The sequence below is a fragment of the Wolbachia endosymbiont (group A) of Volucella bombylans genome, from assembly GCF_964026965.1.
GTDB lineage: Bacteria > Pseudomonadota > Alphaproteobacteria > Rickettsiales > Anaplasmataceae > Wolbachia > Wolbachia pipientis.
On record NZ_OZ034717.1, the window covers coordinates 1,094,647 to 1,121,101 of the forward strand.

The 26,455-nt window shown below is 35.9% G+C and carries 28 protein-coding genes; 17 read left to right on the plus strand and 11 right to left on the minus strand.

Features of this window, described 5'->3' with window-relative positions:
- Nucleotides 1–3: 3 nt before the first annotated feature.
- The 11 genes from AAGD51_RS05515 to AAGD51_RS05565 form a co-directional block, all read right to left on the minus strand.
- A complete protein-coding gene (locus AAGD51_RS05515; protein ID WP_174515984.1) occupies nucleotides 4–1,425 on the minus strand; it encodes a hypothetical protein in 1,422 nt (473 codons plus the stop codon).
- A complete protein-coding gene (locus AAGD51_RS05520) occupies nucleotides 1,422–1,616 on the minus strand; it encodes a hypothetical protein (protein WP_141457048.1) in 195 nt (64 codons plus the stop codon). The genes AAGD51_RS05515 and AAGD51_RS05520 overlap by 4 nt, the downstream gene beginning before the upstream one ends.
- 4 nt (nucleotides 1,617–1,620) lie before the next feature.
- Nucleotides 1,621–2,814, minus strand: a complete 1,194-nt coding sequence (locus AAGD51_RS05525) for a hypothetical protein (RefSeq protein ID WP_341810402.1) — start codon at nucleotides 2,812–2,814, stop codon at nucleotides 1,621–1,623.
- 20 nt (nucleotides 2,815–2,834) lie between these two features.
- Nucleotides 2,835–4,763, minus strand: a complete 1,929-nt coding sequence (locus tag AAGD51_RS05530) for a DUF4815 domain-containing protein (RefSeq protein WP_341810403.1) — start codon at nucleotides 4,761–4,763, stop codon at nucleotides 2,835–2,837.
- A gap of 6 nt (nucleotides 4,764–4,769) precedes the next feature.
- Nucleotides 4,770–5,471 (minus strand): hypothetical protein, encoded by a 702-nt coding sequence (locus AAGD51_RS05535; protein WP_264378231.1) that lies wholly within the window; start codon nucleotides 5,469–5,471, stop codon nucleotides 4,770–4,772.
- Nucleotides 5,472–5,561: 90 nt separating this feature from the next.
- Complete coding sequence (locus AAGD51_RS05540) at nucleotides 5,562–7,610, minus strand: AAA family ATPase (RefSeq protein WP_341810404.1); 2,049 nt, start codon at nucleotides 7,608–7,610, stop codon at nucleotides 5,562–5,564.
- A gap of 17 nt (nucleotides 7,611–7,627) precedes the next feature.
- Nucleotides 7,628–8,866 carry an AAA family ATPase gene (locus AAGD51_RS05545; RefSeq protein WP_341810405.1) on the minus strand — a complete coding sequence of 413 codons (1,239 nt, stop codon included), beginning with the start codon at nucleotides 8,864–8,866 and terminating at the stop codon, nucleotides 7,628–7,630.
- Nucleotides 8,863–9,363, minus strand: a complete 501-nt coding sequence (locus AAGD51_RS05550) for a hypothetical protein (protein WP_341810407.1) — start codon at nucleotides 9,361–9,363, stop codon at nucleotides 8,863–8,865. Before AAGD51_RS05550 ends, AAGD51_RS05545 begins: the two co-directional genes overlap by 4 nt.
- A gap of 37 nt (nucleotides 9,364–9,400) precedes the next feature.
- A complete protein-coding gene (locus tag AAGD51_RS05555) occupies nucleotides 9,401–10,189 on the minus strand; it encodes an AAA family ATPase (protein WP_213863538.1) in 789 nt (262 codons plus the stop codon).
- An 11-nt stretch (nucleotides 10,190–10,200) separates the two neighbouring features.
- Nucleotides 10,201–11,022: an ATP-binding protein gene (locus tag AAGD51_RS05560; protein WP_213863537.1), complete on the minus strand. Its 822-nt coding sequence runs from the start codon at nucleotides 11,020–11,022 to the stop codon at nucleotides 10,201–10,203.
- Nucleotides 11,023–11,115: 93 nt separating this feature from the next.
- Nucleotides 11,116–11,610 carry a sigma-70 family RNA polymerase sigma factor gene (locus AAGD51_RS05565; RefSeq protein WP_019236463.1) on the minus strand — a complete coding sequence of 165 codons (495 nt, stop codon included), beginning with the start codon at nucleotides 11,608–11,610 and terminating at the stop codon, nucleotides 11,116–11,118.
- Between the two features lie 574 nt (nucleotides 11,611–12,184).
- On the opposite strand from AAGD51_RS05565, the gene AAGD51_RS05570 reads away from it, so the two are divergent.
- The 17 genes from AAGD51_RS05570 to AAGD51_RS05650 all read left to right on the plus strand — a co-directional run bounded on the left by AAGD51_RS05570 (nucleotide 12,185) and on the right by AAGD51_RS05650 (nucleotide 26,454).
- A complete protein-coding gene (locus tag AAGD51_RS05570; protein WP_038228276.1) occupies nucleotides 12,185–12,634 on the plus strand; it encodes a crossover junction endodeoxyribonuclease RuvC in 450 nt (149 codons plus the stop codon).
- A gap of 113 nt (nucleotides 12,635–12,747) precedes the next feature.
- Nucleotides 12,748–13,974, plus strand: coding sequence for a DNA modification methylase (locus tag AAGD51_RS05575; protein WP_138344575.1), 1,227 nt, complete (start codon nucleotides 12,748–12,750; stop codon nucleotides 13,972–13,974).
- Between the two features lie 13 nt (nucleotides 13,975–13,987).
- The gene (locus tag AAGD51_RS05580) at nucleotides 13,988–14,467 is read left to right on the plus strand and encodes a hypothetical protein (protein WP_006280180.1); all 480 of its coding nucleotides are present in this window, start codon (nucleotides 13,988–13,990) and stop codon (nucleotides 14,465–14,467) included.
- 3 nt (nucleotides 14,468–14,470) lie between these two features.
- Nucleotides 14,471–15,952 (plus strand): ankyrin repeat domain-containing protein, encoded by a 1,482-nt coding sequence (locus tag AAGD51_RS05585; RefSeq protein WP_010082188.1) that lies wholly within the window; start codon nucleotides 14,471–14,473, stop codon nucleotides 15,950–15,952.
- Complete coding sequence (locus AAGD51_RS05590; RefSeq protein ID WP_012673198.1) at nucleotides 15,949–17,772, plus strand: phage terminase large subunit family protein; 1,824 nt, start codon at nucleotides 15,949–15,951, stop codon at nucleotides 17,770–17,772. The genes AAGD51_RS05585 and AAGD51_RS05590 overlap by 4 nt, the downstream gene beginning before the upstream one ends.
- Nucleotides 17,773–17,775: 3 nt before the next feature.
- Nucleotides 17,776–18,000, plus strand: a complete 225-nt coding sequence (locus AAGD51_RS05595; RefSeq protein ID WP_341810408.1) for a gpW family head-tail joining protein — start codon at nucleotides 17,776–17,778, stop codon at nucleotides 17,998–18,000.
- Nucleotides 17,997–18,701: a glycoside hydrolase family 25 protein gene (locus tag AAGD51_RS05600; RefSeq protein WP_341810409.1), complete on the plus strand. Its 705-nt coding sequence runs from the start codon at nucleotides 17,997–17,999 to the stop codon at nucleotides 18,699–18,701. The genes AAGD51_RS05595 and AAGD51_RS05600 overlap by 4 nt, the downstream gene beginning before the upstream one ends.
- Nucleotides 18,698–20,116, plus strand: a complete 1,419-nt coding sequence (locus tag AAGD51_RS05605; RefSeq protein ID WP_213863533.1) for a phage portal protein — start codon at nucleotides 18,698–18,700, stop codon at nucleotides 20,114–20,116. Before AAGD51_RS05600 ends, AAGD51_RS05605 begins: the two co-directional genes overlap by 4 nt.
- On the plus strand, nucleotides 20,113–21,159 hold the full coding sequence (locus AAGD51_RS05610) for a S49 family peptidase (protein ID WP_341810410.1): 1,047 nt from the start codon (nucleotides 20,113–20,115) through the stop codon (nucleotides 21,157–21,159). Before AAGD51_RS05605 ends, AAGD51_RS05610 begins: the two co-directional genes overlap by 4 nt.
- A gap of 77 nt (nucleotides 21,160–21,236) precedes the next feature.
- The gene (locus AAGD51_RS05615) at nucleotides 21,237–21,605 is read left to right on the plus strand and encodes a head decoration protein (protein WP_341810411.1); all 369 of its coding nucleotides are present in this window, start codon (nucleotides 21,237–21,239) and stop codon (nucleotides 21,603–21,605) included.
- Nucleotides 21,606–21,629: 24 nt separating this feature from the next.
- The gene (locus AAGD51_RS05620; protein ID WP_341810412.1) at nucleotides 21,630–22,634 is read left to right on the plus strand and encodes a major capsid protein; all 1,005 of its coding nucleotides are present in this window, start codon (nucleotides 21,630–21,632) and stop codon (nucleotides 22,632–22,634) included.
- 186 nt (nucleotides 22,635–22,820) lie between these two features.
- Nucleotides 22,821–24,203, plus strand: a complete 1,383-nt coding sequence (locus AAGD51_RS05625) for an IS66-like element ISWen3 family transposase (RefSeq protein ID WP_341810389.1) — start codon at nucleotides 22,821–22,823, stop codon at nucleotides 24,201–24,203.
- 224 nt (nucleotides 24,204–24,427) lie between these two features.
- A complete protein-coding gene (locus AAGD51_RS05630) occupies nucleotides 24,428–24,940 on the plus strand; it encodes a phage tail protein (RefSeq protein WP_213863530.1) in 513 nt (170 codons plus the stop codon).
- Nucleotides 24,937–25,410 (plus strand): hypothetical protein, encoded by a 474-nt coding sequence (locus AAGD51_RS05635; protein ID WP_138265010.1) that lies wholly within the window; start codon nucleotides 24,937–24,939, stop codon nucleotides 25,408–25,410. The genes AAGD51_RS05630 and AAGD51_RS05635 overlap by 4 nt, the downstream gene beginning before the upstream one ends.
- Nucleotides 25,397–25,861, plus strand: a complete 465-nt coding sequence (locus AAGD51_RS05640) for a phage baseplate assembly protein V (RefSeq protein WP_208571542.1) — start codon at nucleotides 25,397–25,399, stop codon at nucleotides 25,859–25,861. The genes AAGD51_RS05635 and AAGD51_RS05640 overlap by 14 nt, the downstream gene beginning before the upstream one ends.
- On the plus strand, nucleotides 25,862–26,116 hold the full coding sequence (locus tag AAGD51_RS05645; protein WP_213863528.1) for a PAAR domain-containing protein: 255 nt from the start codon (nucleotides 25,862–25,864) through the stop codon (nucleotides 26,114–26,116).
- Between the two features lie 2 nt (nucleotides 26,117–26,118).
- Nucleotides 26,119–26,454 carry a GPW/gp25 family protein gene (locus AAGD51_RS05650; protein WP_213863527.1) on the plus strand — a complete coding sequence of 112 codons (336 nt, stop codon included), beginning with the start codon at nucleotides 26,119–26,121 and terminating at the stop codon, nucleotides 26,452–26,454.
- Nucleotide 26,455 lies beyond the last annotated feature (1 nt).

The following is a 26,455-nucleotide window of genomic DNA, read 5'->3' on the forward strand; positions in this document are numbered from 1 at the left end:
TTGTTACCTCCAAATCTCATACGTGTTAGATAATCCTGGACATTGCCAACCCCTGAGCGTCCTTTCCACATCTACCTCAAGCCCTGTGGTGAGAAAATTGCTACGTATGTTATAAATCCCCCACTGAATAAATTGACCATAGTTGTGTACATAATTTGATGCAAGCATACCTTGACTAACTTGTGTTCTGGAATACAGATAAGATGATGTGTAAAGTAATATTGCAACTGTTTTTCCTGCTGGAATCTCCACATTACCAGATCCGGCTAACTTGCTATCAGAACTCGTGTATTGGTAAACATTTTTCCATACTATTTTTGAAATACTTGATTTATTAGAATTGGTATTATCTGGTGTTCCCACAAATAATCCTGCTCCCCCATACTCCGTACTCGAATACGATGATCCAACAAATTCCATTGTCTTATTTATGTTCACATTGGTTGTATTTTTTACAAATACTACTCCAAGTGCAGCATACGGGTAATAGTATATCTCATCATAACTACCCGAAAAACTTTTTGTGCATAACTCTCCGTAAATAAATGTTCCTTTACTTCCCTCTATAAAACTTAGTTGTCTTGGCCGATAAAAACTAACGTAATCTGTATTGTACGTATGGCTACCTGCTAGTAGTTGTAACATATAGTCAGTTTTTGTTATATCACTACTCCACTTTCCAAGCTCTGTCGTAAAAGTTCCGTGGCCAAAATAATTATTTTTTCTGCCAAGTACACCAAATAAGAAAGGTAATGACCCTGGTTCAACCATGTTGCGCTTTCTTATTTCATTTATAAGAGACGCTTTTAACTGTTCATCCCGAGTTTTTACCTCATTCAGGATGTTTTCAATTCGAGTTTCTATTTCCCTAATAATTGATGAGCCACTTGGCACATCATTAACAGTACGGAAGTTATTCACTAAACCTTTAAGACCATCTTTATGACTGTTACTAATGCTATTTATTGCTGCAATATTGGCATTCTTTCTCGTATCAAGTAGCGATAAATTTGTTGTTCCTTTTTCATCAATTCTCTTTAATAACTGCTTCTCTGATTCAGAGATCACTGCTAAAGAACTAGCTTTTTTATTATCCAGATCAGTTAAGTGTTTTTTTGCACTATCAAGAAGTTCTTTTAGCTTACCATCTGTCATCTGTACAATTTCAGAAACTGCACTTTTGTCGATTATTGATTCCAATGCTTTAGCAAGATATGCTAATTGATCTGGTGTACTGTTTTCTGCTAAATCCTTAAGCCTCTTTTGTAGTGCATCAATTATTTCTTTTACTTTAGTCATTTGCGCAATATCAGAAATAGCTTTTTTATCTGCTATCAATTCCAGCGATTTTGCAAGATATGCCAGTTGATCAGGTGTGCTATTTGCTGCTAAATCCTTTATCCTTTGGTATATTGCTTCTTTCATTTCCAAAAATTTAAAAAAGTCTCAAAATTAAACCGCTCAAAATTACTCTTAAGTTGATTATGCTCATCTTCTCTTTCGGTAATATCTTCATCTATTTTCTTAATTGTGGTACGGATACGAACAACATCCTGCACAGCAATATTTTCTGGATGTGGTAGTGGATACCCTCTGCTTGTTTTATCATCTGACATTCTGCTAAGTGATAATGATTCGTAGATTTTTGACTTTAGGGCGATAAACAACCGTTCCACTCAAAGCTAATTTTACCCTTGTCTCATTACCATTAAAGTTTGTTAGCACATGAGTTCTCTCTACCCAGTTTTCCCCTATTGGTTTTCCTGATGTTAAATTTACTAATTGCCAATCCACGTTTTTTTGCACATACGCTTTAACATCTGCAGTGCCAGGTATCAGCGCATCGTACGTTATGGTGATTTTAGTATTAGCTCCTGCTGTAATACTTCTTGTAACATAATCTCCTTTTTCCCCTATATTACCCATAACTAGCTGTAACCCAGGATATAGCACTGGACTTTTTTCTCGCCCTCCTTTTAGGCTTGCCTTTACTGTTAGCTCTCCAGATAGTCTTTCACGCAGTGCAAGTGGCAAATTATCAGACAAAAAGTTCTCTTTTCCCTCTTCATCTGTTAAGATAAATTCCACATTGGTATCAAATGCTACTTTTTCGACGTTCGTCAAAACAATTAAATCTGAAGTATTGGTTGCTGTAACTTTTCCCAGATCAATAACGTGAGAATTTTCGCTAAATTTTGCAGCCAAAAGCCGAAACGTTAAATCTAAATTTTGATGTGGAGTCCAGGTGCTTGCATTGCTTGATGACAGTAATACTCCTACTTGATATGGCTGGCTTGTTACCCAACGGCTATTTACTGCATCATATTTGCCAAGTTCTGCTATTTTTACTGCAGTATCTGCATCATCAGTAAGTAGTACTATTGCATACTCCTCTCCTGCATGGCAAAACACTGGTGACCACTCTATACGTGTTGCTGTGCCATCTATCTTTATATCTTTTGGCTCAATATAGCTTTCAGCAATGACAGTTTGCGAGGGCACTCCCACTGCTGTTTCTCTAATCTGCACAACAACACGTTTTTTGCCTTTATTTACAAACCATAGTTCCACGCCTCCTATGTGCCTACTTTCATTTAGAGTAAATGTTTGCGCTAAAGGATCAACTCTTCTTGCTGCGATAACTCTTCTTCTTTCCTCTATGGTAATTGTTTTTTTACCAGTATACGTTGCTTCTCCATAACTTCCTTTATCACCGAAGAACTGTACTAACTTAGTCCCAGCAGGAATGTTTCTTGGTACAGTAAATCTTCCTTTTATTTTTCCTCTGTTATCAGCAATAAATGTTGCGATCATGTTTTTCTTTCAAATATTTTCTATGCTTGAGGTTGAATGCTTATGCCATCAAATTTTACTTCCTTAAGCTTTTCACCAGTTGCAAAACCTTCAATCTCAAAATTTTGAGTTGCTTCTCGCATAAATTCAGTTTCGTATGAGGTACTTGACAGCAGCTCTGTTGTTTCTTTAACATTAAACACTCTGGTTACTGGACTTTTCCAATTCGTGGTAACCTCCGTCCAGTGATCTATATTTTTATTTAGAGTAATTTGTGCCGGGACTGGATCAAAAGCTTGATATGGATTGATCTTTTCTCCTTTAGTCTGTAAAAGCTGCTCCAGTACCGGTTCAAGTTCATATGGCAACAAATAAGTTTTTTCTCCTCCATCAATATCAGCAATCGTTACATCTATTGGTAAAATTAGTTCCTTATTTACTATTGCTGCAGACTGCAAAATTCCTTGATCGCGCATATCATCATCAAAGAATGAATCAACAAATACTCCTTTTTTGGTGGTAGGTTCTCTTGAATTTGCATCATTGCGTAGACGTTCCTCTGCAACCAGCGCATAAAGATCATTTATTCCTTTTTTCATTGCTTCAAGCTCATTCATCGGTACAGCATGAATAGCATTATTCACTATTTTTACCCCTTCGCCTTTTTTCCACGTCTGATGAATGTAGCAGAGCAAAAGTTGTCCACTAGGCGCTCTAGGCATTGATGGTCGCCAAGGGTGAGAAATTCCTTTTATTCTTCTTACCACTCCTTTGCTATCGATAGTAATTAAATCATAGCGGGGCATTTTCCAGGTGTAATCAATCAGAACCAAGCTGTTATCAACTGCTCCTTTTACTTTGCATCCCTGTTCACTTATATCTTCAGGGCTTACATGAGTACGACAGCGGTAGGTTATTTGATAACTACTTCCAGGAGCTGGTTCTTTACCTGGTAATGACCAATCAACGTTTCCTGCGTTTAATTTGTAATCTATACTATTTTCATAAATAACATTGCCTTGTTTAACTTGAATAATCTCAAGTACTGCAGAGTCAGGTATCGGATCAATAGCTCCAGAGTATGAACCATGAGTAACAGTAATGGTTTTCTGAACAGTTATATCTACTTTTTTAATTTCACTTATTGGAAAATCATTAACTTTAAGTTCCATTACTCTTTGGCTATTTGGCTGAAAAGTATGTGGTTCTGATTCAACTGCTTTTATATCTGGATCTTCATCAAAAGAAACACGAATACTGTGAGGAAGTTCAATCTCATAGCCATCAACATGAGCTTTGCCCTCATTAATCACAAATATTTTTTTTCCTCCTTCTCCCTCTTCCTTTTGCAGGAACATTACTTCAAGACCATTTACGACGTAGGAACCATTTGCTTCTTTGTCATAACGAGCAAGAGCAGTAGTTACTATGTTTGCTTGTGGAGGTGGTGAATGTTCTATTAATACTCCATTTTCAATGTTATAGATTGGATAAAACTCTCCTTCAGAAAAACGTGGAGAAAGACCTTCTGCTTGATAACCCCAAATGGTGGAAACTTTAAGCCTTGCAGCTCCTACTTCCTGATAGTTTCTTGTACCAATAGCAGGATCACGAAGGTTTTCATCCTCAAGTTCTGTAATCGTAGATTCTACATAATAAACACCTATGCGAACTGTGGTACTCAGTGGAATAACAAATTCTTCTTTTTCAACTTTTCTAACTGCACCGCGCAGATAGATTTTTCCTCCCTCAAGTGTAGCTTTACCAGTTTTTGCATCTATAATACAATTGCTTCCCGTTATAACATCACCATCACGAAATATTGCATCACCTATGCCTTTAAGCTTAGAAAGAGCATACTCCTGAGTCTCATTTAATTCTGCAGACTGTAGACCTCTTCCTGCAAGGAACAAACTTTTTTCGTACTCTTTGTCAGGATTAAAGCGGTTATAATAGGCGTTTAAAGTCATTTTATTCTAAAAGGTTACAACAAATGAAAAAGTTTCCCGAGTTGCAGATGTTCTGATAAGTGGTACAGTGTGTTCTAAAACTAATAAGATCCCTGGGTCTTCTATATCTTGTGGTTCAAAATACCTCTGTCCTATAGGTAATTCTTCTTTTACTTTAGTACCAACCATAACCCCTAATTCCCGTATAACTTGATTTGCTGCGTTTGTGAAATCGAAAGTAAATTTGAGATAGAGATTATTAGTTGGTACATTTGAGGGCCTAAACCTTCCAGATGGAGTTATAAGTTCACCGTTTTCATCACCTGTGCAGAATAGCACTTCGTCTGCAGTACGTCTGCCAAGTTCATTGAGCAGCTTTTCAGAAGTTATCAGCTCTGGTGGTGTGCTTTCACTATACTCTACAGTAACTTTATCACTTACTGGAATAGAGCTATTTTCCGTAAGTTTTATTACACCAGTACTGCCATTAACTGTATAGTCAATACTTGGCTGATAAGTTGTTTGCCCTGTAAAAACCTTCACATCTTTAATAGGTTGACGATCAAAAATAGGTTGATGATCAAATTTTATTTCACCCTTAACGAAAGTTTTTTCTACTTTGTGGCTACTTCCAGAGCTTGAATCACCTGTTCCCCAAGCAAGATGGATAGATTGCTTTTTGATGCTGGCTGCTATTGCTGCTCTTCCTGACTGTGTGAGTATTGACATTTTTAATTAAGCCCCCTATATTATATATGTACGGTGAGTTCAAAATTCGTCCGCAAAAATCAAAATATTTTTTTATATCAGAAAAATTTTTTAGGAGAATAGCTCAGCTCCACAGCTAAACTTTCCAACGCCGCGAGCAAATGGTCCGCTAGGAATGTCAAGCCATTTATCTTCTTTTGAACCAGTAGCCATTCCCTTAACCAGCTTCCGTGTTTGTAACAGCTCTTGAACTATACGCTCCATTCTATCTCTTCCTATACTGTGAAACTCCTCAGGTAGTCTATGCCGCTGTTTATACACTCCTGTACTTCCTGTATGGGTAAATGGATGTCCAGAAATTGCTGCTCGTGTAATTGCAGTTATAAGATGCTGCTTTGAATCTTTTTCGTTCATATTTTTTATTCTTAATCTTTCAGTTATGTCCTCTAACAATCCTGTTTCTTCATTTCTTAAATAAGTGCGTAAAGTGCGATCAGCCAAACCGTTTGCTTTAACAATTGCTCCATAAAATAATGCGTTCTGTCTTACAGATTCTCCTATTGATTTAAAAATTGTCGGTTTAGCTGTATCTTCCACAGACCAAAAAGCGTATGAACACCTAACACCATTAACAAGAGCAGATGTACCTCTAATGGCATCACGTGCTTGCTCAACAGTCGATATAGGTTTTTCACTTTTTGGCTTTCTCATATGATGAGCAGTAATTATTGATGCTCCAGTGCTACCTGCTAAATCAGATAATAAAGACATCAAATAATCGCCTACGGCTGGGTCAGTATTTAAATCAGCGTGCACAAATGATGCAAGTGGATCAAATACGATTAATTTTAAGTTTTTTATTTTATTAAGTTGTTTTGTTATCAATTCAAATTCAGGAGAAGTCTCTATAACTTTACCTGAAACACTCTTTATGATTGTAAGTGATCCACTAACATTTGGTAATGGTACAATAAAGAGCCTATCCTTATATTTTAATCTCTCGCATTGCGAATCAAGACGCTCTAAACGACGATGTATTTCACTCATATCATCTTCTGCAGAGAATATTACCACAGATCCATGCTCAGTAACAAGTGGGCCAAAACCACATGGCTGATCTTTTCTACTCGCAACTTTCAGTGCTAAATCAAGTAGAAGCATACCTTTACCAGTATCTCCCATTGCAGCTAGAATAGATGTCACTCCTAAAGGAAATAACCCTTCAACAAGAAACTTTTGCTCCGGTACTGGACCTATAAAACGTTCTACGCTCCATTCTTGAATATTAAGCAATTGCTTAACGATGATTTTTTTCGAGTTATTTTCAATGAATTCAGGAATATTCATCTTTTCTTCTATACCATCAGCTGAATCCCATCCCTTTGGTTTATTCTCCGGTATTTCAAGAAGAGTAAGTGATAAAACACCAAGAAAAGTAAGCTTTTTCACAACTTTCTCAGCATATTGTTTACCTGGTTCATCATTGTCTGGCCAAATAATAACATGCTTGCCCTTAAGTGGTGACCAGTCTGTTTTTTCTATTGGTGCATTTGCTCCTAACATTGCAGTTGTGGCAGTCATACCTTGCTCTATCAGAGCATCTGCACACTTTTCACCTTCAACTAAAATCACCTTATCAGATTTCATGATACCTGGAATATTATATAAAGGCCTGGTCTCTGGTAGAGTAAAACTAGACCTTTTTACATCAAAAGGAAGATATCTTTTTCCTGAATCAGTGTTATAACGATAAACTGTAACAATCACTTGATCACTTTCATCGTAATAGTTCCATGATGCCGTTGGTTGCCCCAGAGTGTTATTTTTTTCCGAATAACCAATCCACTTAGCAATATCTTCTATCGTATCAGTAAATTGATTTTTTCCAGTAACAGCAGCCCAAAGATCAAAAATATCTCCTCCTTCTCCGGTAGAAAAATCATGCCATAATCCGGCTTTACTGCCAGTTAACTCCACTATCATACTTTTTCCTTGATTGCCTTTTAGATCACCTACATAGAACTTATCACCACGAAAAGTTCCTCTTGGCAGTAAATAAGAAAGACATGACCTTATATTTGATAGGAGTTGAGTTCTTAACTGTTCTTTCTTCCCTAAGAATTTATAATGTCCATTTCTTTGTGAACAATAAATATCCATACCTACCTGAAGAATTTTTATGTTCTAGCTATAACGTTAGCAGATTTCCAACATCCATTAATCTTGTTGATGAATTTTGTTGGTATAGATCTACCGTTTCTAAGTTCATATACTACTTGCAAGATATTTGTACGTTTATTGGGTTGAAATATTACTATTCCAGATGTATAAAAACTTCTTAAAGCGTTAGCACCAACGAGAGCTTGAAATGGATTCTTTTCCAATATAGAGGTAGGTACTTTTTTGGTGTGATTTGTGATGATTATTCCAGCCATAGGATTAATCTTGGAACGTAGTTTTTCTATTGCATGCTGCAGACCATAGTTAACGGAATTATAAGGAGAATCAATCACAACTAAATCAAACTTTTCCTCTACCATATTTTTTATTTTTTCTATACCTTCTTCATTTAAGGTCAAATTCATCTTGTTCGTCACAATTAAGTTTTCTGTTGCTAAATGAGGAAGTTTGTTGAGTTGTTGTATACGTTCTCTAATGTAATCATATTCCATTTCGTTTTGTAGATAGAATATTTTTAGCGGTCTTGTAGGCTTCATGCCAAGAAATGATCTTCCTGCTGCCAGATGTACTAATAGAGAAAGAAGAAAATGACTTTTGCCAATCTTTGGAGTACCACCTATGACCAAAAGACCACCTGGTGTCAAAATTCTTGGGCCTATTATATCTTGTGGCATTGGTGATTTGTCATTTAAGTAATGGTTTACAGAAAATGCTTTTCCTTCGTTTTGTTTTTCTTGTAATATGGAACTTCTTTCATCTTTACTGTTCAACCATGTTTCAGCAGAATCTATATTACCTTTAACTAAAGTCCAAAGGTCTATTATATTTCCTTTCTTTTCTTCGATCAGGTTGTACCAATTTCCTGCATTTTCTCCTTCCATTTCAACTATTATCTTATTTCCATTTCTACTGCCAATATAGAATTTATTTTGGTAAGATTTGCCTTCAGGTAACAAATAAGATAAACAATCTTTGATATTATTAATTAATAATGATTTTATTTTTAAAGCATTTTTAGATGAAAAATCCATAAAATTCTCCTTGTTTATTCCAAATTTGTTCAACATATTTTTTAGACGTTTAAAGTCAAGATTAGCCAGCTCACAAACAGTTTCAAAAGATCGTGAGCGAATCCATTGACAAGCCTCTTTTTTAAGTTTAGGGTTTTTTCCTGCTGCATCCTGAATAGCTCTAGTAATAACAGCAGCCCACAACTTTCCTTCGTCATACTTCAAAATGGCAACCAATCATCTTGAAAACTTTTTTGTAATTCTGGAGTAATAACTGTAGTAATCCTATTTCTATCTCCGTACGTATTATTAGTTTCAACGCCTACTTTCGCTGTAAACTCTAAATCGTTGAAATCAGCTATAGAGTTGATTTTTCTAGCAGTAACTGCTTTCTCTGAAGTGTCATTTGCATGAATATTTCTGGATGATTCCAAAATACTACGCAGCATAGAACGTCCAGATTCTCCCCAGATGTCTTCTTCACCTTCTGCTTTGCTATTTTTGATACCTATAATCTGAAAAATCTTGCGTTTTGCATATGGACCTTCAGTGACAGTAAATTCAGTGTTTAAATAGATGCTGCCAGTAGTGTAGTTTTTAGTGAACCAATTTTCATAACCTCCAGGCTTTATTGCCATTTTTACCTTGACTATTGTACCTTTCGGTATTAAACTGCTCTGCAGTTTTGCATTATTAAAATCAGTTAAAAAATCTTGTAGCATACGCTCTCCTATAAGTTGATTTTAAAGTGAAAATTAGCTATTCCATTAGCTGCCAATGACCATTTATCTTATCGACAAGTTTATTTTGCACGCGTTCACCATTGCGAAGCTCAAATACTATCTGGCGTGCACTACTTTCTTCATCATGAGCAAACATCACCATACCAGTACTGTAAAATCCACGTAAAGATCCAGCACCACTTAGGCCTTGAAATGGATCTTCTTCGAGCATCTTTTTTGATAATTTTTTTGTATGATGAGTAAGTACAATACAAGCATCTGGATTGATAGCACTGCGTAGCTTTTCAAGAGTCTTTTGCAGAAAAAACAGCATAGCACTATTATCATTTTCATTTCCATATTCACTGCTAAAGATGTTACGTAATGGATCTATGGCCAAAACATCAGGTTTAAAGCGTTCATTCACAATTTCCTTGATTTCACTTATTTCATCATGATTAAATGATAAGTGCACTTTTGGCGTAATGATTAAGTTGTTAGCAGCTACATTCAAAAGTTCATTATCAAGTTGTTGCAAACGTTCTTTCATATATTCATATTCAATTTCAGTTTGCATGTAGAAAATTTTCAAAGGTCTACTTGGTGTCATACCGAGAAATGATCTACCAGCGGCCATGTGGACAAGCCAAGAGATCAAAAAGTCACTCTTGCCGATTTTAGGTGGGCCACCCAGTACCAATAAGCCTCTTTTTGTTAAAATTCTTGGTGAGATTATATCTTCTGGTATTGGCGATTGATCATCCAAGTATTCTTTCACACTGAAAAAAGGAATTTTTTGACCAATAGTTAAAAAGTTTTGTAGCATATAATAACCTCCTATATGTTGTGCGTGATAGGTTGAATTGCAAAAGCTTTGGTTTTAATCTTTGTAAGAAGTTTTCCTAGATGCGGTTCTTCAACCATATTCAGGCATCCACTTCGATCTTTAGCAGGATATCCCCAAGAATTAATTGTCTGACAGACAAATGAACGAACCTCTGTACCATCATCTTTCTTGATTCCAACCATACTGATTACTTCGTCAACTATCCCAGGAATTTCACTTGCAGTTTTAGCTCCTTCACATTGAGGTAGCCAAGTTGAGCGATTGAAATCATCAAGGTATTGCCCAAGAGTTCCAACTGTAATGATGTCTTTATTTGGAATATGTTGAAACTGATTGAGCCAAGCCATCATCTCTTGAGCAAGTAACCCGTAAGCAGCTCTCATATCTTGTTTTCCTGATCTTTCAGAAAAAGCTTCAGGTTGCATTTTTGACCATAAAAGACATAAACGCGAGGCTACTGTAATACTATCGATAAAAACACATCGATACTTGAGAAACTCCGAAGCAAGCTCTTTGTATTTACTGGATACATGCTCATAGTGTCTTTGGCTATATGCTGAGTCAGATTTTAACGCAGGATTAGGACCACCTATGAGACATGCAATATCTCTTGCCTCATTCCAAGTACGAATACTTACAGAATCCCCTTGCCAATCTTGAACAGCAAGTAAACCTGCCTCAAAATCAAGACAAAGTGTTGGTTCATTTATGGTCTTTAAGAGACTAGTTTTACCTATACCATAAGGACCAAAGATGACCATTTTTATACCTGTTTGAACTTTTAGCCGTTCATTGCTGTTCATTATTTTCATTTTTCTCCCAGTACCTAAATATATATGTACGATGACCTAGGCAATTCGTCCGCAATTTGCAAAAAAAAATTTTGAGCAAATATAATCGAGAGCTTATAACTTCTCTAAAACTGAGAATTTATCGCGTATTCGTTCTAGTGTGCGATAGATAGTTGTCTTTGGTATTTTGGTTATTACAGAAACTTCAGTAATAGTAAATACCTTAAGTAATTGACATAAATTACTATCTTTTTCAGACAAAGTTGAAATTATATTATTTATATCAGTGCGAATTATCGCTTCGATTTCCGAGTTCCTATGATCTGGAATATCGTCGTTTATATCATCAAAAGTTATATTACGTTTTAGACATAACTGATTGCGTAACATATTGCGAGCACAATAATTAGCTAATCTAGCAACGAAAGTACTAAAACTACTTCTTTTCTCATCGTGCTGGTTAAGATATTGCCAAACCTGACAAAAAAGCTCTTGTTCTATATCTTCGAGACTTTCGTTAATAAAACAGCTTTTGGATTTAAGGCGCGAAGCTTGAAATCTCACATGTTTAACAATTGTAGAATCGATTCCTTGATAAGAATTCTTCATAAAAACTCCAAAAGTTTCATGAATAGAGATTTTTACCAAGATCTTGTATGACTAATTTATTATAAAAAAGTAGTAATAATTTTTTTATCTAAAAGAATAAAATCTTTAAAAGTTAAAATAAGATTTAAACGTTTTGATACACTACTGAAGCTACTTTTTCATAGGTAAAAAACTACCAATTTCGTACCTAATTTCTGAATTACTAATTAGTATTTCAGAAAGCAGTAATCGTTAAGTTATTGATAATATTGTCTTTTTTATGTTCTATTCCTAAAAGCCGTTTCTAAAGTTAAGTGGCTAAAATCGGCCAGTGAAGAGGATTTACGGATTACTGAAGTCTTATATATATTATATATATATTTAAATACAGGTAAAATATAATATATAATAATATAAATATTGGCGTAATATAAGTTATGTAAAATAGTTATTAAGATAAGTAAAAACTCAAATGGCAGGATATGAAATTTTTTTTAATTTTTTTTCAAAATTGCGGACGAATTTGCGAGTCATCGTACATATATATTATACAGGGCATTGAACTTTAATTACACAAAGGAGTTTTTGTACGTCAATCTTAACGCTAGATCTCGGCAAGCAAACAGGCTGGGCAATTCTAACAGATGGAATAATTGAAAGTGGGAGCAAAAGCTTTCATGGTAGTCGTTTCAGCGGAGGTGGAATGTGTTTCTTAAACTTTTGCAATTGGCTCAATTCTTTGAAAGACATTTCTGCAGTGTACTTTGAGGAGGTGAGAAGACATTTAGGAACTGATGCAGCCCATTGCTACGGTGGGTTTCTTGCAGTGCTGTCTGCTTGGTGTGAAGAGAACAATATTCCCTACCAAGGTGTTAATGTTAAAACTATAAAACGCTTTATAGCAGGCAAAGGCAATGCAAGTAAGAGTGAAGTTATTGAAGCGATACGTGAAAAAAGTTTTTCACCTAGAGATGATAATGAGGCCGATGCTTTGGCATTAATGTTCTATATTAGTAAAGATATTAATAAGACGAAAAATCCATAAAAAGTGGGTCCTTTCAGCCAGAATGGCGGATTTGGTGGGTTCAACCCCAGGCCTTCTTTAGCGTCAGAGATATTTTGAATATTAACTTTTTAATTATTAAGGATTTAAATTATATGAATTTAGCAATCCACTACTATCCTGTTGAAAACCTCGTCGAATATAAGCGTAATCCTCGTAAAAATGATGATGTAGTAAATAGAATGTGTGCTTCAATCAGGGAATTTGGCTTTCGTATACCAATAGTTGCAAAAAGCGATGGAACTGTGGTTGATGGTCATTTAAGACTTAAAGCAGCAAGAAAACTTGGTATGGAGAGTATTCCAGTGGTCTTAAGTGATAATTTAAATGAACCACAAACTAAAGCTTTTCGGTTACTGGCAAATCAATCAGCTAACTGGGCAAAGTGGGACGATGAGCTTTTGAAAGTGGAAATTCAAGAGTTAGAAGATTTGCAGTTTGATCTTAAAATGACTGGATTTGAATTGGAAAAAGTTCAACGTTTTCTCGATGATTTTGATGGAAAAGAAGAAGTAGAAAGAGGAGTTTTGGAGTTAATTGATAAAAAGGTAGAAATAGCAAAACCAGGGGATTTATGGATTTTAGGTGATCATAGAATCTATTGCGGTGATAGCTGCGTAGTTGAATCATTTAAAGCAGTATTAGATGATAAAATGGCAGATATTACTGTTTGTGATCCTCCATATAACGTTGATTATGGTAGTAGCCAGGAGAGAGAAGATAAAAAAATATTGAATGATAATCAAGGTGAAAAGTATGAGCTTTTTCTCTACGACATCTGTTCCAATATTTTAGCATATACGAAAGGAGCAATTTACATATGCATATCATCATCAGAGTTTTCAACGCTGCAAAAAGCATTTGAGGAAGCAGGAGGAAAATGGTCAACATTTATCATTTGGGCAAAGAATCATTTTACGCTAGGCAGGTCTGATTATCAAAGACAATACGAAGCAATGCTCTATGGATGGAAAAGCGGCAATAAACGTGAGTGGCATGGAGGTAGAAATCAAAGTGATCTATGGTTTTATGATAAGCCAATACATAACTCACTGCACCCAACAATGAAGCCAGTAGAGCTAATGGAGAAAGCAATAGTTAATAGCAGCAGACCTGGGGATACTGTACTTGATCCATTTAGCGGTTCTGGCAGCACACTGATTGCATGTGAGAGAACAGGAAGAATTTGCAGAACAATAGAGCTAGATTCAAAATTTGTAGATGTAACGATAAAACGTTGGCAAGTATACACAGGTAGGGAAGCAATTCTTTCTGGTACTGGCAAAACTTTTGCACAAATTCAAGAAGAAAAACAGCAATAAAGGGGCAAAAGAAGTGGAAAAGATCACACAAACGGAATGGGCAAGAGAGATAGGAGTTTCAAAGCAATATGTCTGTTATTTAGTAAAAAAAGGAATAATTGAGTTGGAGAATGGTTTGGTAAATAGAGAACAAGCAAATGAAGCAGTAGCGGCAATAAGAGATCCAAGTCAGCCACTTAGGAGGAAAAATCCAGAAAACGAAAATACAAGTAACCTTTCCACGATGTTGCTAAAAACTCGAATAAAAAATGAAATGGAACGAGGTAAACTTCTTGAGGCGAAAGCTAAGGCTGAGATTGGTGAACTTGTAGCAGTAGAGGAAGTAAAGCGCGATGCATTTAATGTAGCAAGAGTTGTACGTAATAATTTGCTTAATATTCCAAATAGAGTTTCAGCACTGCTTGCATCACTGAGTGACACTGAAAAGATTCATATGGCGCTAACCGAAGAGATTACAAACTCATTACAAGAATTATCTAATATTAAGTTTTAAATAATGTCTGCTAACTTAAGTTTAGAATTAATAAAGTGTCTTATTAATCAACCAGGAGTGGATGTAAATGTTAGAGGATTAAATGGGAAAACCCCACTACATTATGCAGTAGAAATTAACGAGCTTAGTATGGTTGCTCTCTTACTAAATAGGAAAAATATTAATCCACTGATCACTGATGATAATGGTAAAAGTGCGCTGGATTGTGCAAGAGAAGAGATATTACAAGCACTAATCAATCACAAATATGGATTGGAGAAAGATAGCTTACTTCACTTAGCTGCGATGTTGAATGAAGCAAATGCTGTAAGGTTTTTACTCGACAAAGGGACTAATGTTAATGAGCAGAATGCTTTACTACATACACCGTTACACTTAGCGGCAGGAGCTGGGCATGAACAAATAGTAGAAATTTTAATTAGAGAAGGAAATGCGGACAAAGATGTTCTTGATGCGAGAAATCATGCAGCAATTCATTATGCAGTAAACAACAAGAAGCTAGGAGTAGTAAAATTACTTTCAAATCTTGGTGCGAATGTTAATGTAGTTGGCAGCGGCAGAAATGCAATGAAATTATCTTCTTTGCACGTAGCTATAAGTAGTAGTAATTACGACGAAAGGGACTTATGTTTAGATATTGTAAGATGCTTAATAAATGTTCCTAATGCTGGGGTTAACTTACAAGATTATGAAAATAAAACGCCACTACATTATGCTGAAAGGCTGAAAACAATAGAAGTTTTACTAACGCGAGAAGATATAGATCCTTTAATTAAGGATGATAATGGCAAGACACCATTTTGTTATGCAAAAGAAGCAAATAGATTAGATATAGTAAAGATTTTAGCAAGTAATAGATACGGAGCTGATAAAAACAGTTTGCTTCATTTAGCTGCCAGAAAAGGATATGAAGACCTAATAGACGGTATTCTTGGTGAAGGAGTTGAAATAGATGCTGTAGATGAGAGTGGAAAAACGGGAATTTATGTTGCTGTAAAGCATGGTCACTTTAACGTAGTAAAGTTGTTGCTAAAGAGAGGAGCAGATGCCACGGATGTTTTTCAGTATGCAATAATAACGAACAACGCAAAATTAATAAAATTACTGAGCAAAGAGAAGGAAATAGTGTTATTTGGAAGACAGAAGAACTTTCCAACATTTCATTTATTGAGCAATAAATATTTTGAAGAAAGGAAAATAGCAGACAAAAAAATAAAGAAATATATCAATATCGTCTGTGTTTCTATAACAGTATGTGCAATAGTGATAGTGGGAATTTACCCTAACATTATAGCTGCGGTAATGGTGGGAATAGTTGCGCTCATAGCTGCAATAGCAATGAGTAATTTAACTCAGAAGTACATAGAAGAAGCACTTGAAAAGAAAATGTTTATTGAACTCGAAAGTGAGAAAACAAGTGAGTGCAGTTCTATTTTAAGTGATGTTGAGGTATCATCTAATGATGGTGAAGAGCTAGCGATATGATATATGCTACATCTTTTTCTGAAGGTTTAAAGCCAGATCCACTACTTAAAGTGTCAGAGTGGGCGAATGAGTATCGAGTTTTAGCGCCAACTGCAGCATCAGAGCCAGGTAAATGGAGAACAGAAAGAACTCCTTATTTAAAAGAAATCATGGATTCACTTTCTCCGTCCTCACCAGCAGAAAAAGTAGTATTCATGAAAGGAGCGCAGATTGGAGGAACAGAAGCTGGTAACAATTGGATAGGCTATATTATAGATCAGACTCCTGGTCCAATGTTAGTTGTGCAGCCAACAGTTGAAATGGGAAAGCGTTGGTCAAAAGGAAGATTTGCGCCGTTAATAGAGAGTACGCCATGTTTAAAGAGTAAAGTAAAAGACCCAAGGTCAAGAGACTCAGGCAATACTGTACAAAGTAAGGAATTTCCAGGTGGAATAGTAGTAATAACCGGAGCAAATAGCAGTGTAGCACTGAGATCTATGCCAGTAAAATATCTCTTTCTTGATGAAATAGACGCCTATCCAGGAGATTCAGGTGGTGAAGGAGATCCAGTGCTGCTCAGTATTGCTCGAACTAATACATTTGCACGGCGAAAGATTTTTTTAGTATCAACACCAACGATTCATGGAATAAGCAGAATTGAGAAAGAATTTGAAGCAACAGATAAGCAGTACTTTTTTGTACCATGTCCGTATTGTAATTACTATCAAGTTCTAAAATGGTCACAAATTAAATGGGAAAACAACGACTCAAGAACAGCACATTATGTCTGCACTGAATGTAGCGGCAAAATAGAAAATCATCAAAAGACAGAGATGCTTGAGCGTGGAGAATGGAGACCTACTAATAGAGTAAAAGGTGAGAAAAAAGGATTTCATCTTTCAAGTCTTTATAGTCCAGTAGGCTGGTATAGCTGGACTCAAGCAGTAGAAGATTTTCTTCATGCAAAAGAAAGTGAACAATTACTAAAAGTATGGATAAATACTACGCTTGGAGAAACCTGGGTAGACAAAGGAGAAGTACCAGATTGGAAGCAATTATTTAACAGGAGAGAATTTTTTCCCGTAGGCACAGTACCTAGGAGAGAAGTGGTGCTTACTGCAGGAGTAGATGTCCAAAAAGATCGTTTAGAAGTAGAAGTTGTAGCATGGGGAAAAAGCCGCGAAAGTTGGTCAATAGAATACCGAGTATTTGAAGGTGATACTGGAAGAGGAGAAGTATGGGGAAAACTCTCTGAGCTCTTAAATCATCATTTTATCGGTGAAAATGGTCTTGAATACATGATAAGTATGATGGCGGTTGATGCTGGGTATGCGACACAAGAAGTATACAATTGGGTAAGAGGTCATCAAGGCTCTGGAAGAGTAATGGCAGTGAAAGGTGTAAATAAAGCTCTAGTACCACTTAGCAGCCCAAGTAGAGTAGATATAACAGTTGGTGGTCAAAAGCTAAAAAGAGGAATAAAGCTCTGGCCAGTGGGAGTATCGATTTTAAAGTCAGAACTTTTTCAATTACTTAATGTTTTAAAGGACGGTGAAGAAGCTCCAGCAGGATACTGTCATTTTCCCGAGTATGCACCTGAATATTTTAAGCAGCTAACGGCAGAGCAATTAGTCAGCAAAGTAGTAAAAGGTTATACCAAACAAGAGTGGCAAAAGGTAAGAGAAAGAAATGAAGTATTAGACTGTAGGATTTATGCAAGAGCAGCATCTATTGCGCTTGGAATCGATCGTTGGCCAGAGAGTAAATGGAATAGTTTAAGTGAAAAACCAGAAAGTAAAAAATCAAAGAAAATAGTGAAAAGCAAATGGATCAGCGAGTAGTAAATGTATAACGAAGATTATCTAATTCAAGTCGAAGAAGCGATAAAGAAACTACAAAACGGAGAGCGAGTAGTATCAATTGCATATGGTGACCATGTTGTAAGATATGCTGAAGTAGATATAAATGATTTACTAAGCTTAAGACAACGAATTAAAGGTGAACTAAAGATTGCTGGAATGAAGCCTAAACGAAAGATTATTTTTGCAACAAATAAAGGAGTTATATGAGGGAAAATTTTCTGAGAAAAGTTGTAAAAGAGGAATATTCTGAATTTTTAGAGCAATTAAAAACTTTTATAAAACTATGGGAGAATAGAGAGAGTCCAGTAAATGGAATAATAGATTTGTCACATTGGCAAGAAAATGTGAATTTTAAGCTAGACAAAGAGAATGGTATAGTTGGAGTAATTCACAAGGCAACACAAGGGCTAAAATATGTGGATTCAAAGTATGCGAAGAGAAGAAAGAAAGCTGAAGAAGAAGGATTACTCTGGGGAGCATATCATTTTGGCACAGAAGGAAACGGCAAGAATCAAGCTGATCATTTTCTAAAAACGGTAGGTGAAAGCAAAAATACCATACTTGCGCTGGATATTGAAGAAAACAAAAGTGGCAAAAATATTGCAGTTAAGCAAGCTGAGGAATTTGTAAAGAGAGTTGAAGAAGTAACAGGAAGATTACCCCTAATTTATGGCAGTAGCTATTTTCTTAAGGATTTTGCCACGCCAACTTTGACAAAATGTCCATTATGGATAGCAGGCTGGAGAAAAGAGCTCACATTACCAAAAGGCTGGAATGATTGGATTTTATGGCAATATACTGACGGTAAAACAAATCCAGAGCCACATGAAGTAGAAGGAATCGGAAAATGTGACAGAAATAAATTTAACGGAACTTTGAAAGAATTAAGAGAATTTTGGTTAGTATGATGCTGAAAAATTTCAAACAACTATTTAGTAAGCCAAAAATCAAAAGTTCTGCTTGGGATGCAGCAGGCTCAGGAAGAAGAGTAATGTATTGGCAGGGGGAAACAGGAAGTATAAACAATTTACTCTCTCAAAGCCTTGAAACTTTGCGTAGTAGATCACGTGATATGGTAAGAAAAAATCCATATGCAGCAAATATAATTGATACAATAGTAAGTAACTCGATTGGAACAGGAATAAAACCACAATCAAAGGCAAGAGATGGAGAATTTCGAAAGAAGGTGCAAGAATTATGGCTAAGATGGACAGATGAAGCAGATAGCTGTGGAATAAGTGATTTTTATGGATTACAAGCTCTAGTATGCAGAAGTATGATAGAGGGAGGAGAATGTTTTGTACGTTTAAGAACGAGAAAGCTGGAAGATAGATTTTCTGTGCCATTACAACTGCAAGTACTTGAGTCTGAACATTTAGATAATAAAACAAATCAAACTTTAGGAAATGGTAATGTAATAAGAAACGGGATTGAGTTTAACAAGCTTGGGCAAAGAGAGGCATATTACTTATTTAGAGAACATCCAGGAGAAGGTTCGTTTGGAGAGTCAGTGAGAGTACCAGCAAACGATGTTTTACATATCTATAGACCACTAAGACCTGGGCAAATTAGAGGGGAGCCTTGGCTTTCGAGTATACTTCTGAAACTTTATGAGCTTGATCAATACGATGATGCAGAATTAGTGAGAAAAAAGACAGCAGCAATGTTTGCAGGGTTTATTACAAGACTTGATCCTGAGGCAAATATTTTAGGAGAAGGCGAAGCGAATGAGCAAGGAGTAGCATTATCAGGTTTAGAGCCAGGAACAATGCAGCTTTTAGACCCAGGAGAAGACATAAAATTTTCAGAACCGTCAGATGTTGGAGGAAGTTATGAAGCGTTTATAAGACAGCAACTGAGGGCAATAGCAATAGGAACAGGAATAACATACGAGCAACTAACAGGAGATTTAACCGGCGTTAATTATTCATCCATTCGAGCAGGGCTGATAGAGTTTCGCAGAAGGTGTGCAATGTTACAGCATAACGTGATAGTGTTCCAGTTTTGTAGACCTATTTGGAATAGATGGCTAGAATTAGCAGTGCTTTGTGGAGAACTGAGTATAGATGAAAAAGTAGTAAAAGCAGCGAAAGAAGAAGTAAAATGGATACCACAGGGATTTGATTGGGTGGATCCACTGAAAGATCAGCAAGCACAACAAATGGCAGTAAGAAATGGATTTAAGAGTCGATCGGAAGTAGTATCAGAAATGGGTTACGATGTTGAAGAAATTGACCAAGAAATAGCAGAAGATCAAAGACGTGCAAGCGAACTGGGCTTAAGTTTTGATTCTGAGGTTACTGCAAATCAAGAGGTGATATGAAACAACAATGGCTAAACAGATGTGTAATGGTAGAACCAAGGAGTTTTGAGTTACTGTCACTACAAACAGGAAAGCAGCCTATCTTTCAAAATATAAAACATGCAGTAAGAAATAGTGAAAGAGGAATAATACCGATACATGGCATTTTAACTAAAAAACCTGGTGCATTTGATGAAATGCTCGGAATGACATCATATGAGCAAATAGAAGAACAAATTACACAAGCATTAGCAGATAGTAGCATAGAGACAATTATACTGGAAATAGATAGCCCCGGAGGAGAGGTAAACGGTATATTTGACCTAGCTGACTTTATTTATGAATCAAGAGCAAAAAAGAGGATAATAGCGATAGCAAATGATGATGCATATTCTGCTGCGTACGCTATAGCCTCTAGCGCTGAAAAGGTATTTGTGAGCAGAACCTCAGGAGTAGGAAGCATAGGGGTAATTGCAAGTCATATAGATCAAAGTGGATTTAATGAAAAATGTGGAATAAAATATACCACAGTATTTGCAGGAAGTAGAAAAAATGATTTAAATCCACATGAGCCAATGACGTCTGAAAGTCTGGAAAGCTTACAAAAAGAAGTAGACCGACTATATGAAATGTTTGTGCAGCTAATAGCGAGGAACAGAGGTCTTTCAATTGAAAAGATTCGATCAACGGAGGCAGGGCTATATTTTGGCGAGAGAGCAATAGAAATAGGTCTTGCAGATGGAGTTACAATTCTTTCATCTATTAATAAAAACAGGAGTATTACTATGAATGAACAAACTACAACTGACCTAGAAACTGATAATTTAACTAAGTATCGTACTGAAGTTCTTGAATTAATACGTTTATGTAACTTATCACGAATGCCAGAGAAAATAGAAGAATTTATAGAGCAAGGCGTAAGTATTGAGCAAGCCAGGGAAGTTTTAATGGAATTACTTGCAGAGAGAACGAAAAAGACAGAGATACTGAGTGCAATACCGCAGAATTCAGGAGAAGAGTTGATGATGGAGGTAGCAAGGACTAGAGCGCAATCAAGTATTTAAGTTTTTTTATAACCGCCGCGTACAACAATTACAAACATGGCGGTAAAACTAAAGGGGAAAATAAATGAGGAAATTTTATGAGTTGTATAATCGAACAAAATAATCTAGGTGACTTATTAAAGTATGAGGCATCAAGTCTATATTCAAGAGACCAAATAACGGTAGTAAAGGGTCAAAATCTGAAGCTAGGGACAGTTGTTGGTAGTGATAAAGACAACATGATTAAGATAATAAATCCAACAGCCACAGATGGTACACAAACAGCAATAGGTGCAATAGTAAGTGATGTGAATGCAATAGAAAATGCTAAAGCAGTAATCGTTACTCGAATAGCAATGCTAGCAGATCATGCAGTTGTATGGCCAGCAAATATCACTGAAGAGCAAAAAGCTACAGCAATAAGGCAACTTGAAGGACGAGGTATCATTATCCGCAAGGGAGTTTAACTTAAATTAATAAGGGGAAAAAGAATGCAAAATCCATTTACAAATACAGCATTTAGCATGACGGCACTAACAAATGCGATGAATATATTGCCGATAAATTATGGACGTGTTGAAAATTTAAATTTGTTTCCAAGTAGATCAGTAAGATTTAGACATATTACAATAGAAGAACATAATGGAGTTTTAAGTCTATTGCCAACGCAAATTCCAGGAGCACCAGCAACAGTGGGAAAACGTGAAAAGAGGAAAATAAGGACATTTACGATTCCACATATTCCTCATGATGATGTAGTGCTGCCAGAAGAAGTGCAAGGAATAAGGGCATTTGGATCAGAAAGTGAACTTAAAGCACTGGCAGATGTAATAACGGATCATTTGCAATTGATGAGGAACAAACACGCAATAACATTAGAACATTTGAGAATGGGAGCACTGAAAGGAATAATTTTAGATGCTGATGGGTCAGAATTATTAAATCTGTACAACGAATTTGAAATAACACCAAAAGTAGTAAATTTTGCCCTTGGAACAGCAACAACTGACGTAAAACGTAAGTGTCTGGAAGTACTCCGGCACATAGAAGATAATCTAAGTGGTGAATATATGACAGGAATTCATGCCTTGGTAAGCCCTGAGTTTTTTGATGCATTAACTTCTCATGCTAAAGTAAAAGAAGCATATGAAAGATGGCAAGAAGGAGCAGCACTTCGAAATGATATGAGGTCAGGATTTACGTTCTGTGGCATAACATTTGAGGAATATAGAGGGCAAGCAACTGACCCTGAAGGAACCGTAAGAAGATTTATTGAGAAAGATACAGGGCACTGTTTTCCAGTAGGAACAGCAAGCACATTTACAACATATTTTGCACCAGCAGATTTTAATGAAACAGTGAATACTCTTGGACAGCCACTCTATGCAAAACAAGAGCCAAGAAGATTTGATAGAGGAACTGATTTACATACGCAGTCGAATCCATTGCCAATGTGCCATCGTCCGGGAGTTTTGGTAAAAATTAGTTCTAGTTGATGAATATAGGAAAATTATTGGAAGATTGTTTTGAGCATTTAGGAGTGGAAGCCACATATTGTAATAAAAATAAGGAGGGCATTCGTAGAATAAAAGTGCTAATTAAACGTATCCGTTCAGCGGAGTGGCAGAATAAGGTAGACAAGGTGATCTAAAAAGATAATCATAGAGCAAAAGTGAAATAATATGGTAAACCTTTTAGAACTTTGCAAAAATTTACAGCAAAAAATAGAAAGGTTAGAAGCAAAAATAGAAAGATTGGAAAAAGAGAATGAAAGTTTAAAAGCAGAAAATAAGGCTTTAAAGATAGAAAATGCTGAGTTAAGAGAAAGACTCGGTTTAAGCTCAAAAAATTCATCAATACCAAGTTCCAAAGAGTTGTATAAAATAAAAAAGAATAAGCCGAAAAGCGAAAGGAATATTGGCGGTCAGGTTGGTCATAAAGGAAGTTTTCGCGCCAACATGGATGCAGATAAAGTAGTAAAGATAGAGTTGCCTAATACTTGCGAATGCGGAGGAGAAATTGCAATATGTGAAAAACCATATATTCATCAGAAAGTTGATCTTCCAGAAATCAAGCCTTATGTAGTGGAATATCAGTTAGAACATGGCCGTTGTCGGAGATGCGGAAAGAGAAGAAGTAGCAAGTTACCGGAAGGTGTTACGCCAGATACATTTGGTCCAAGGGTTAAGTCAATAATTGCAGCGTTCAGCGGATTCTACAAAAATTCAAAACGCGAAATAGCGAGTGTCGTAAATGATATCTTCAATTTGAACATAAGCGTCGGTAGCATATCAAATAGTGAACATAGAGTTGCTTCAAAATGCAAAAAAATGTATGAGCAGATCGAACAAGAGATAAGTAGGAGTAAAGTTCTACATATTGATGAAACGAGCCATTATAACAAAGGTAAACTCGCTTGGTGTTGGATGTTTGCAAGCAATACGGCAAGTTTTGTAAAATTTACAGAGTCAAGAGGAATGAAAGTTTTACAAAATAGTAAATTCTGCAATCGCAATAGCTTGGTAATAACTGACAGGTATGCAGCATACAATTATTTTGCCGATAAAAACAGGCAAATCTGTTGGGCACATTTATCAAGAGATTTTGAAAGATTAGCACATAGTTGGAATATTGAAGTTAAAGTTCTGGGTTGTTACTTGAGAAACGTGGCCACTGAATTATTTGCACTAAAAAAAGCTTTACTAAAAAGTGAGATAGATGTTTTGAGGTTTGTCAGACGTGCCAGAAAATTAAGAAAACGTACAAAGTATTACTTGAAGGAGATATCTCGTTTACCTGAAGCAATTGGAGCCTCTCGAGTTGCAAAAAATGTTCTGAGATCTGAAAGAATGATGTGGAAATTTTTAGATGACCCAGAAAATATTCCGCTGACAAATAACCACGCTGAACGGCAAATTCGGCATTATGTCGTTTATCGCAAAAACTCATATTTTACACAATCAAAGCGGGGAAATACATTCCTTGAGCGGATAATTTCATTATACTTAACTTGGAAACAAAGGAGTCTCAATCCTTTCCAAAATCTCCTATCTATTGTTTCTTAAACCACTCTCCTGAACGGATACAATTAAACGTCCTGAGACTACGTACTCTCTAGGTGCAGATGGAGCATTAACTCAGCAAATTGCTTCTATAGAAATACGTGATCAGGACGTTACTTCCTTTAGCATAGGTGATTATATCAAGATTGAAAAAAGGTTCTACAAGATTTTTGAACCACCGTTAAAAGATTCTTCGAGTGAAATATGGAAAATTGAGGCAATAGAAAATGTTTGATATTAAAATTAGTAACAATATTAATGAAATAGTCTACAATATTGACGAAAAAGAGCAGAAAGTAAAACTGGCAGCTATAAAAGCACTAAATAGAACAGCACTATGGTTAAAAGCGCAAGCAGCTAAGGAAATCAGTGAGGAAAAGAAGATAAAATTAAGTTTGATAAGAAAGAGATTAAGAATTTTTAAAGCAAAAACAAGCAGATTAGAAGTGTTAATTAGAGCAAATCTCTACGACATTAGAGCATCGACAATTGGCAAAATACAAAAAACAAGAAGAGGATCGAAAGTAGGAAAGCATGAGTTTATAGGAGGATTTGCAGCAGTTATGCCAAAAGGAAATAGCGGTATGTTTAAACGTGAAGGAAGAGCAGCATTGCCAATAAAGGAAGTTAAATTGTCACTCGAACCTGAGGCTTCAAGGATAATAGGGAATCTTGTTAATTATGAGGTTGAGGAAGTGTTTGAAAAGTTCTTTGAACGTGATATTACAAGAAATATATGAATTTTAAAGATTTGCATAACGCAATCTGCACTACGCTGAAGAAAGAAATACCAGCAATTCAAACTTGTGAAATTTATCCATCGATAAGGAAAGAATTATTAGCACCAGCGTTATTTGTAGAGCTTGTGAGTTTAGAATCGGGAAAAGATCCAGGAACAGAAGAATTAGCACTGAAAGCAAGATTTGAAGCACGAATTGTGATTGATAGCACAATAGAAAATGCAGCTATTATTGTCAGAACATTAGCTGCTGAGGTGGCAAAAGTTGTAAACAAAAATACATGGAATATAAAAAATGTTTCACCAGGAGAATTTATCTCTGCAGAAATTGACGGATTTAGACCCGAATTAGATGCATATTTGGTGTGGATGGTTGATTGGAGTCATCAGCTTCATTTAGGTAAATCGATATGGACAGAAAATAAGATTAAGCCACATACGATTATAATAGAAGAAAATGTTAGAGAGTAATTTTGCTATTTCAGAGCTGCAAAGAAAGTTAGCAAACATTGTACGAATAGGAGTTGTAAAAGAAGTAGATTATGAGAAAGCAAAAGTAAGAGTGAAGATAGGAGAACTTTTAACAGATTTTCTTCCATGGATAACTTCTAGAGCAGGAGAGGAAAGAAGCTGGCTACCACCAAGCATAAATGAACAGGTAGTAATATTGTCACCATTGGGAGAGTTATCATTAGGAGTAGTACTAGCTGGAATATATCAACAGAAGTATGCTGCACCAGAGAATAAAAAAGAAATAAATAGTGTGAAGTTTCAGGATGGAACAAGATTGTTATATGATAAAGAGAAGCATCATTTAGAGATTGAAGTAGTAGACAAAATAACACTGAAAGCTGGGGAATCGAGCATAGAGATGACGAAGAGCGAAATAAAACTGAAAGCAGATAGAATAAACCTTAATTAAATGAATAAATCGGTTGTACGAGTAGGAGATTATTGTGTAGAAGTAACACCGCATTTTTGCATTAGTGGTAGTAACAATGTTTTTGTAAATGGTAAGCCAATGTGCAGACAAGGAGAAAGTTTTAGTGAAGGAGAAGTAATGGTTCAAGGATCAAAAACAGTGTTTGCAAATGGGTTTGGAGCGGGAAGAGTAGGAGATATAGTTTCATGTGGGTTTAAAGTAATAAAAGGCAGTGAAAACGTGTTTGCAGGCTAAAAATGAAAGGGATGGACTCCAAAACAGGAAAAGAATTAGAAGGAATAGAACATCTGAAACAATCAATAATTGATATACTGACCACTCCTATTAACAGTAGAGTAATGAGGAGAGATTATGGGTCAAGACTATTTGAATTAGTAGATAAGCCAATAAATAGAGATTTAACTTTGGAAATCTATTCAGCAGTAGCAGAAGCTCTACAAAGGTGGGAGGAAAGATTTAAGCTAGAAAAAGTAAAAATGACAGAGGTGAAAGAAGGAAAAGTAACGCTTGATCTAGAAGGATTATACTTACCAAGCGGGAAAAACATTCATTTTGATGAAATTGTAGTTTAAA

What these genes read in the sequence shown, in the direction of transcription:
- AAGD51_RS05515 (WP_174515984.1), bottom strand. Translation starts at nt 1,425, where the DNA reads ATGAAAGAAGCAATATACCAAAGGATAAAGGATTTAGCAGCAAATAGC.
- AAGD51_RS05520 (WP_141457048.1), bottom strand. Translation starts at nt 1,616, where the DNA reads ATGTCAGATGATAAAACAAGCAGAGGGTATCCACTACCACATCCAGAA.
- AAGD51_RS05525 (WP_341810402.1), bottom strand. Translation starts at nt 2,814, where the DNA reads ATGATCGCAACATTTATTGCTGATAACAGAGGAAAAATAAAAGGAAGA.
- AAGD51_RS05530 (WP_341810403.1), bottom strand. Translation starts at nt 4,763, where the DNA reads ATGACTTTAAACGCCTATTATAACCGCTTTAATCCTGACAAAGAGTAC.
- AAGD51_RS05535 (WP_264378231.1), bottom strand. Translation starts at nt 5,471, where the DNA reads ATGTCAATACTCACACAGTCAGGAAGAGCAGCAATAGCAGCCAGCATC.
- AAGD51_RS05540 (WP_341810404.1), bottom strand. Translation starts at nt 7,610, where the DNA reads ATGGATATTTATTGTTCACAAAGAAATGGACATTATAAATTCTTAGGG.
- AAGD51_RS05550 (WP_341810407.1), bottom strand. Translation starts at nt 9,363, where the DNA reads ATGCTACAAGATTTTTTAACTGATTTTAATAATGCAAAACTGCAGAGC.
- AAGD51_RS05555 (WP_213863538.1), bottom strand. Translation starts at nt 10,189, where the DNA reads ATGCTACAAAACTTTTTAACTATTGGTCAAAAAATTCCTTTTTTCAGT.
- AAGD51_RS05560 (WP_213863537.1), bottom strand. Translation starts at nt 11,022, where the DNA reads ATGAAAATAATGAACAGCAATGAACGGCTAAAAGTTCAAACAGGTATA.
- AAGD51_RS05565 (WP_019236463.1), bottom strand. Translation starts at nt 11,610, where the DNA reads ATGAAGAATTCTTATCAAGGAATCGATTCTACAATTGTTAAACATGTG.
- AAGD51_RS05575 (WP_138344575.1), top strand. Translation starts at nt 12,748, where the DNA reads ATGAATTTAGCAATCCACTACTATCCTGTTGAAAACCTCGTCGAATAT.
- AAGD51_RS05585 (WP_010082188.1), top strand. Translation starts at nt 14,471, where the DNA reads ATGTCTGCTAACTTAAGTTTAGAATTAATAAAGTGTCTTATTAATCAA.
- AAGD51_RS05590 (WP_012673198.1), top strand. Translation starts at nt 15,949, where the DNA reads ATGATATATGCTACATCTTTTTCTGAAGGTTTAAAGCCAGATCCACTA.
- AAGD51_RS05595 (WP_341810408.1), top strand. Translation starts at nt 17,776, where the DNA reads ATGTATAACGAAGATTATCTAATTCAAGTCGAAGAAGCGATAAAGAAA.
- AAGD51_RS05600 (WP_341810409.1), top strand. Translation starts at nt 17,997, where the DNA reads ATGAGGGAAAATTTTCTGAGAAAAGTTGTAAAAGAGGAATATTCTGAA.
- AAGD51_RS05605 (WP_213863533.1), top strand. Translation starts at nt 18,698, where the DNA reads ATGATGCTGAAAAATTTCAAACAACTATTTAGTAAGCCAAAAATCAAA.
- AAGD51_RS05610 (WP_341810410.1), top strand. Translation starts at nt 20,113, where the DNA reads ATGAAACAACAATGGCTAAACAGATGTGTAATGGTAGAACCAAGGAGT.
- AAGD51_RS05615 (WP_341810411.1), top strand. Translation starts at nt 21,237, where the DNA reads ATGAGTTGTATAATCGAACAAAATAATCTAGGTGACTTATTAAAGTAT.
- AAGD51_RS05620 (WP_341810412.1), top strand. Translation starts at nt 21,630, where the DNA reads ATGCAAAATCCATTTACAAATACAGCATTTAGCATGACGGCACTAACA.
- AAGD51_RS05625 (WP_341810389.1), top strand. Translation starts at nt 22,821, where the DNA reads ATGGTAAACCTTTTAGAACTTTGCAAAAATTTACAGCAAAAAATAGAA.
- AAGD51_RS05630 (WP_213863530.1), top strand. Translation starts at nt 24,428, where the DNA reads ATGTTTGATATTAAAATTAGTAACAATATTAATGAAATAGTCTACAAT.
- AAGD51_RS05635 (WP_138265010.1), top strand. Translation starts at nt 24,937, where the DNA reads ATGAATTTTAAAGATTTGCATAACGCAATCTGCACTACGCTGAAGAAA.
- AAGD51_RS05640 (WP_208571542.1), top strand. Translation starts at nt 25,397, where the DNA reads ATGTTAGAGAGTAATTTTGCTATTTCAGAGCTGCAAAGAAAGTTAGCA.
- AAGD51_RS05645 (WP_213863528.1), top strand. Translation starts at nt 25,862, where the DNA reads ATGAATAAATCGGTTGTACGAGTAGGAGATTATTGTGTAGAAGTAACA.
- AAGD51_RS05650 (WP_213863527.1), top strand. Translation starts at nt 26,119, where the DNA reads ATGAAAGGGATGGACTCCAAAACAGGAAAAGAATTAGAAGGAATAGAA.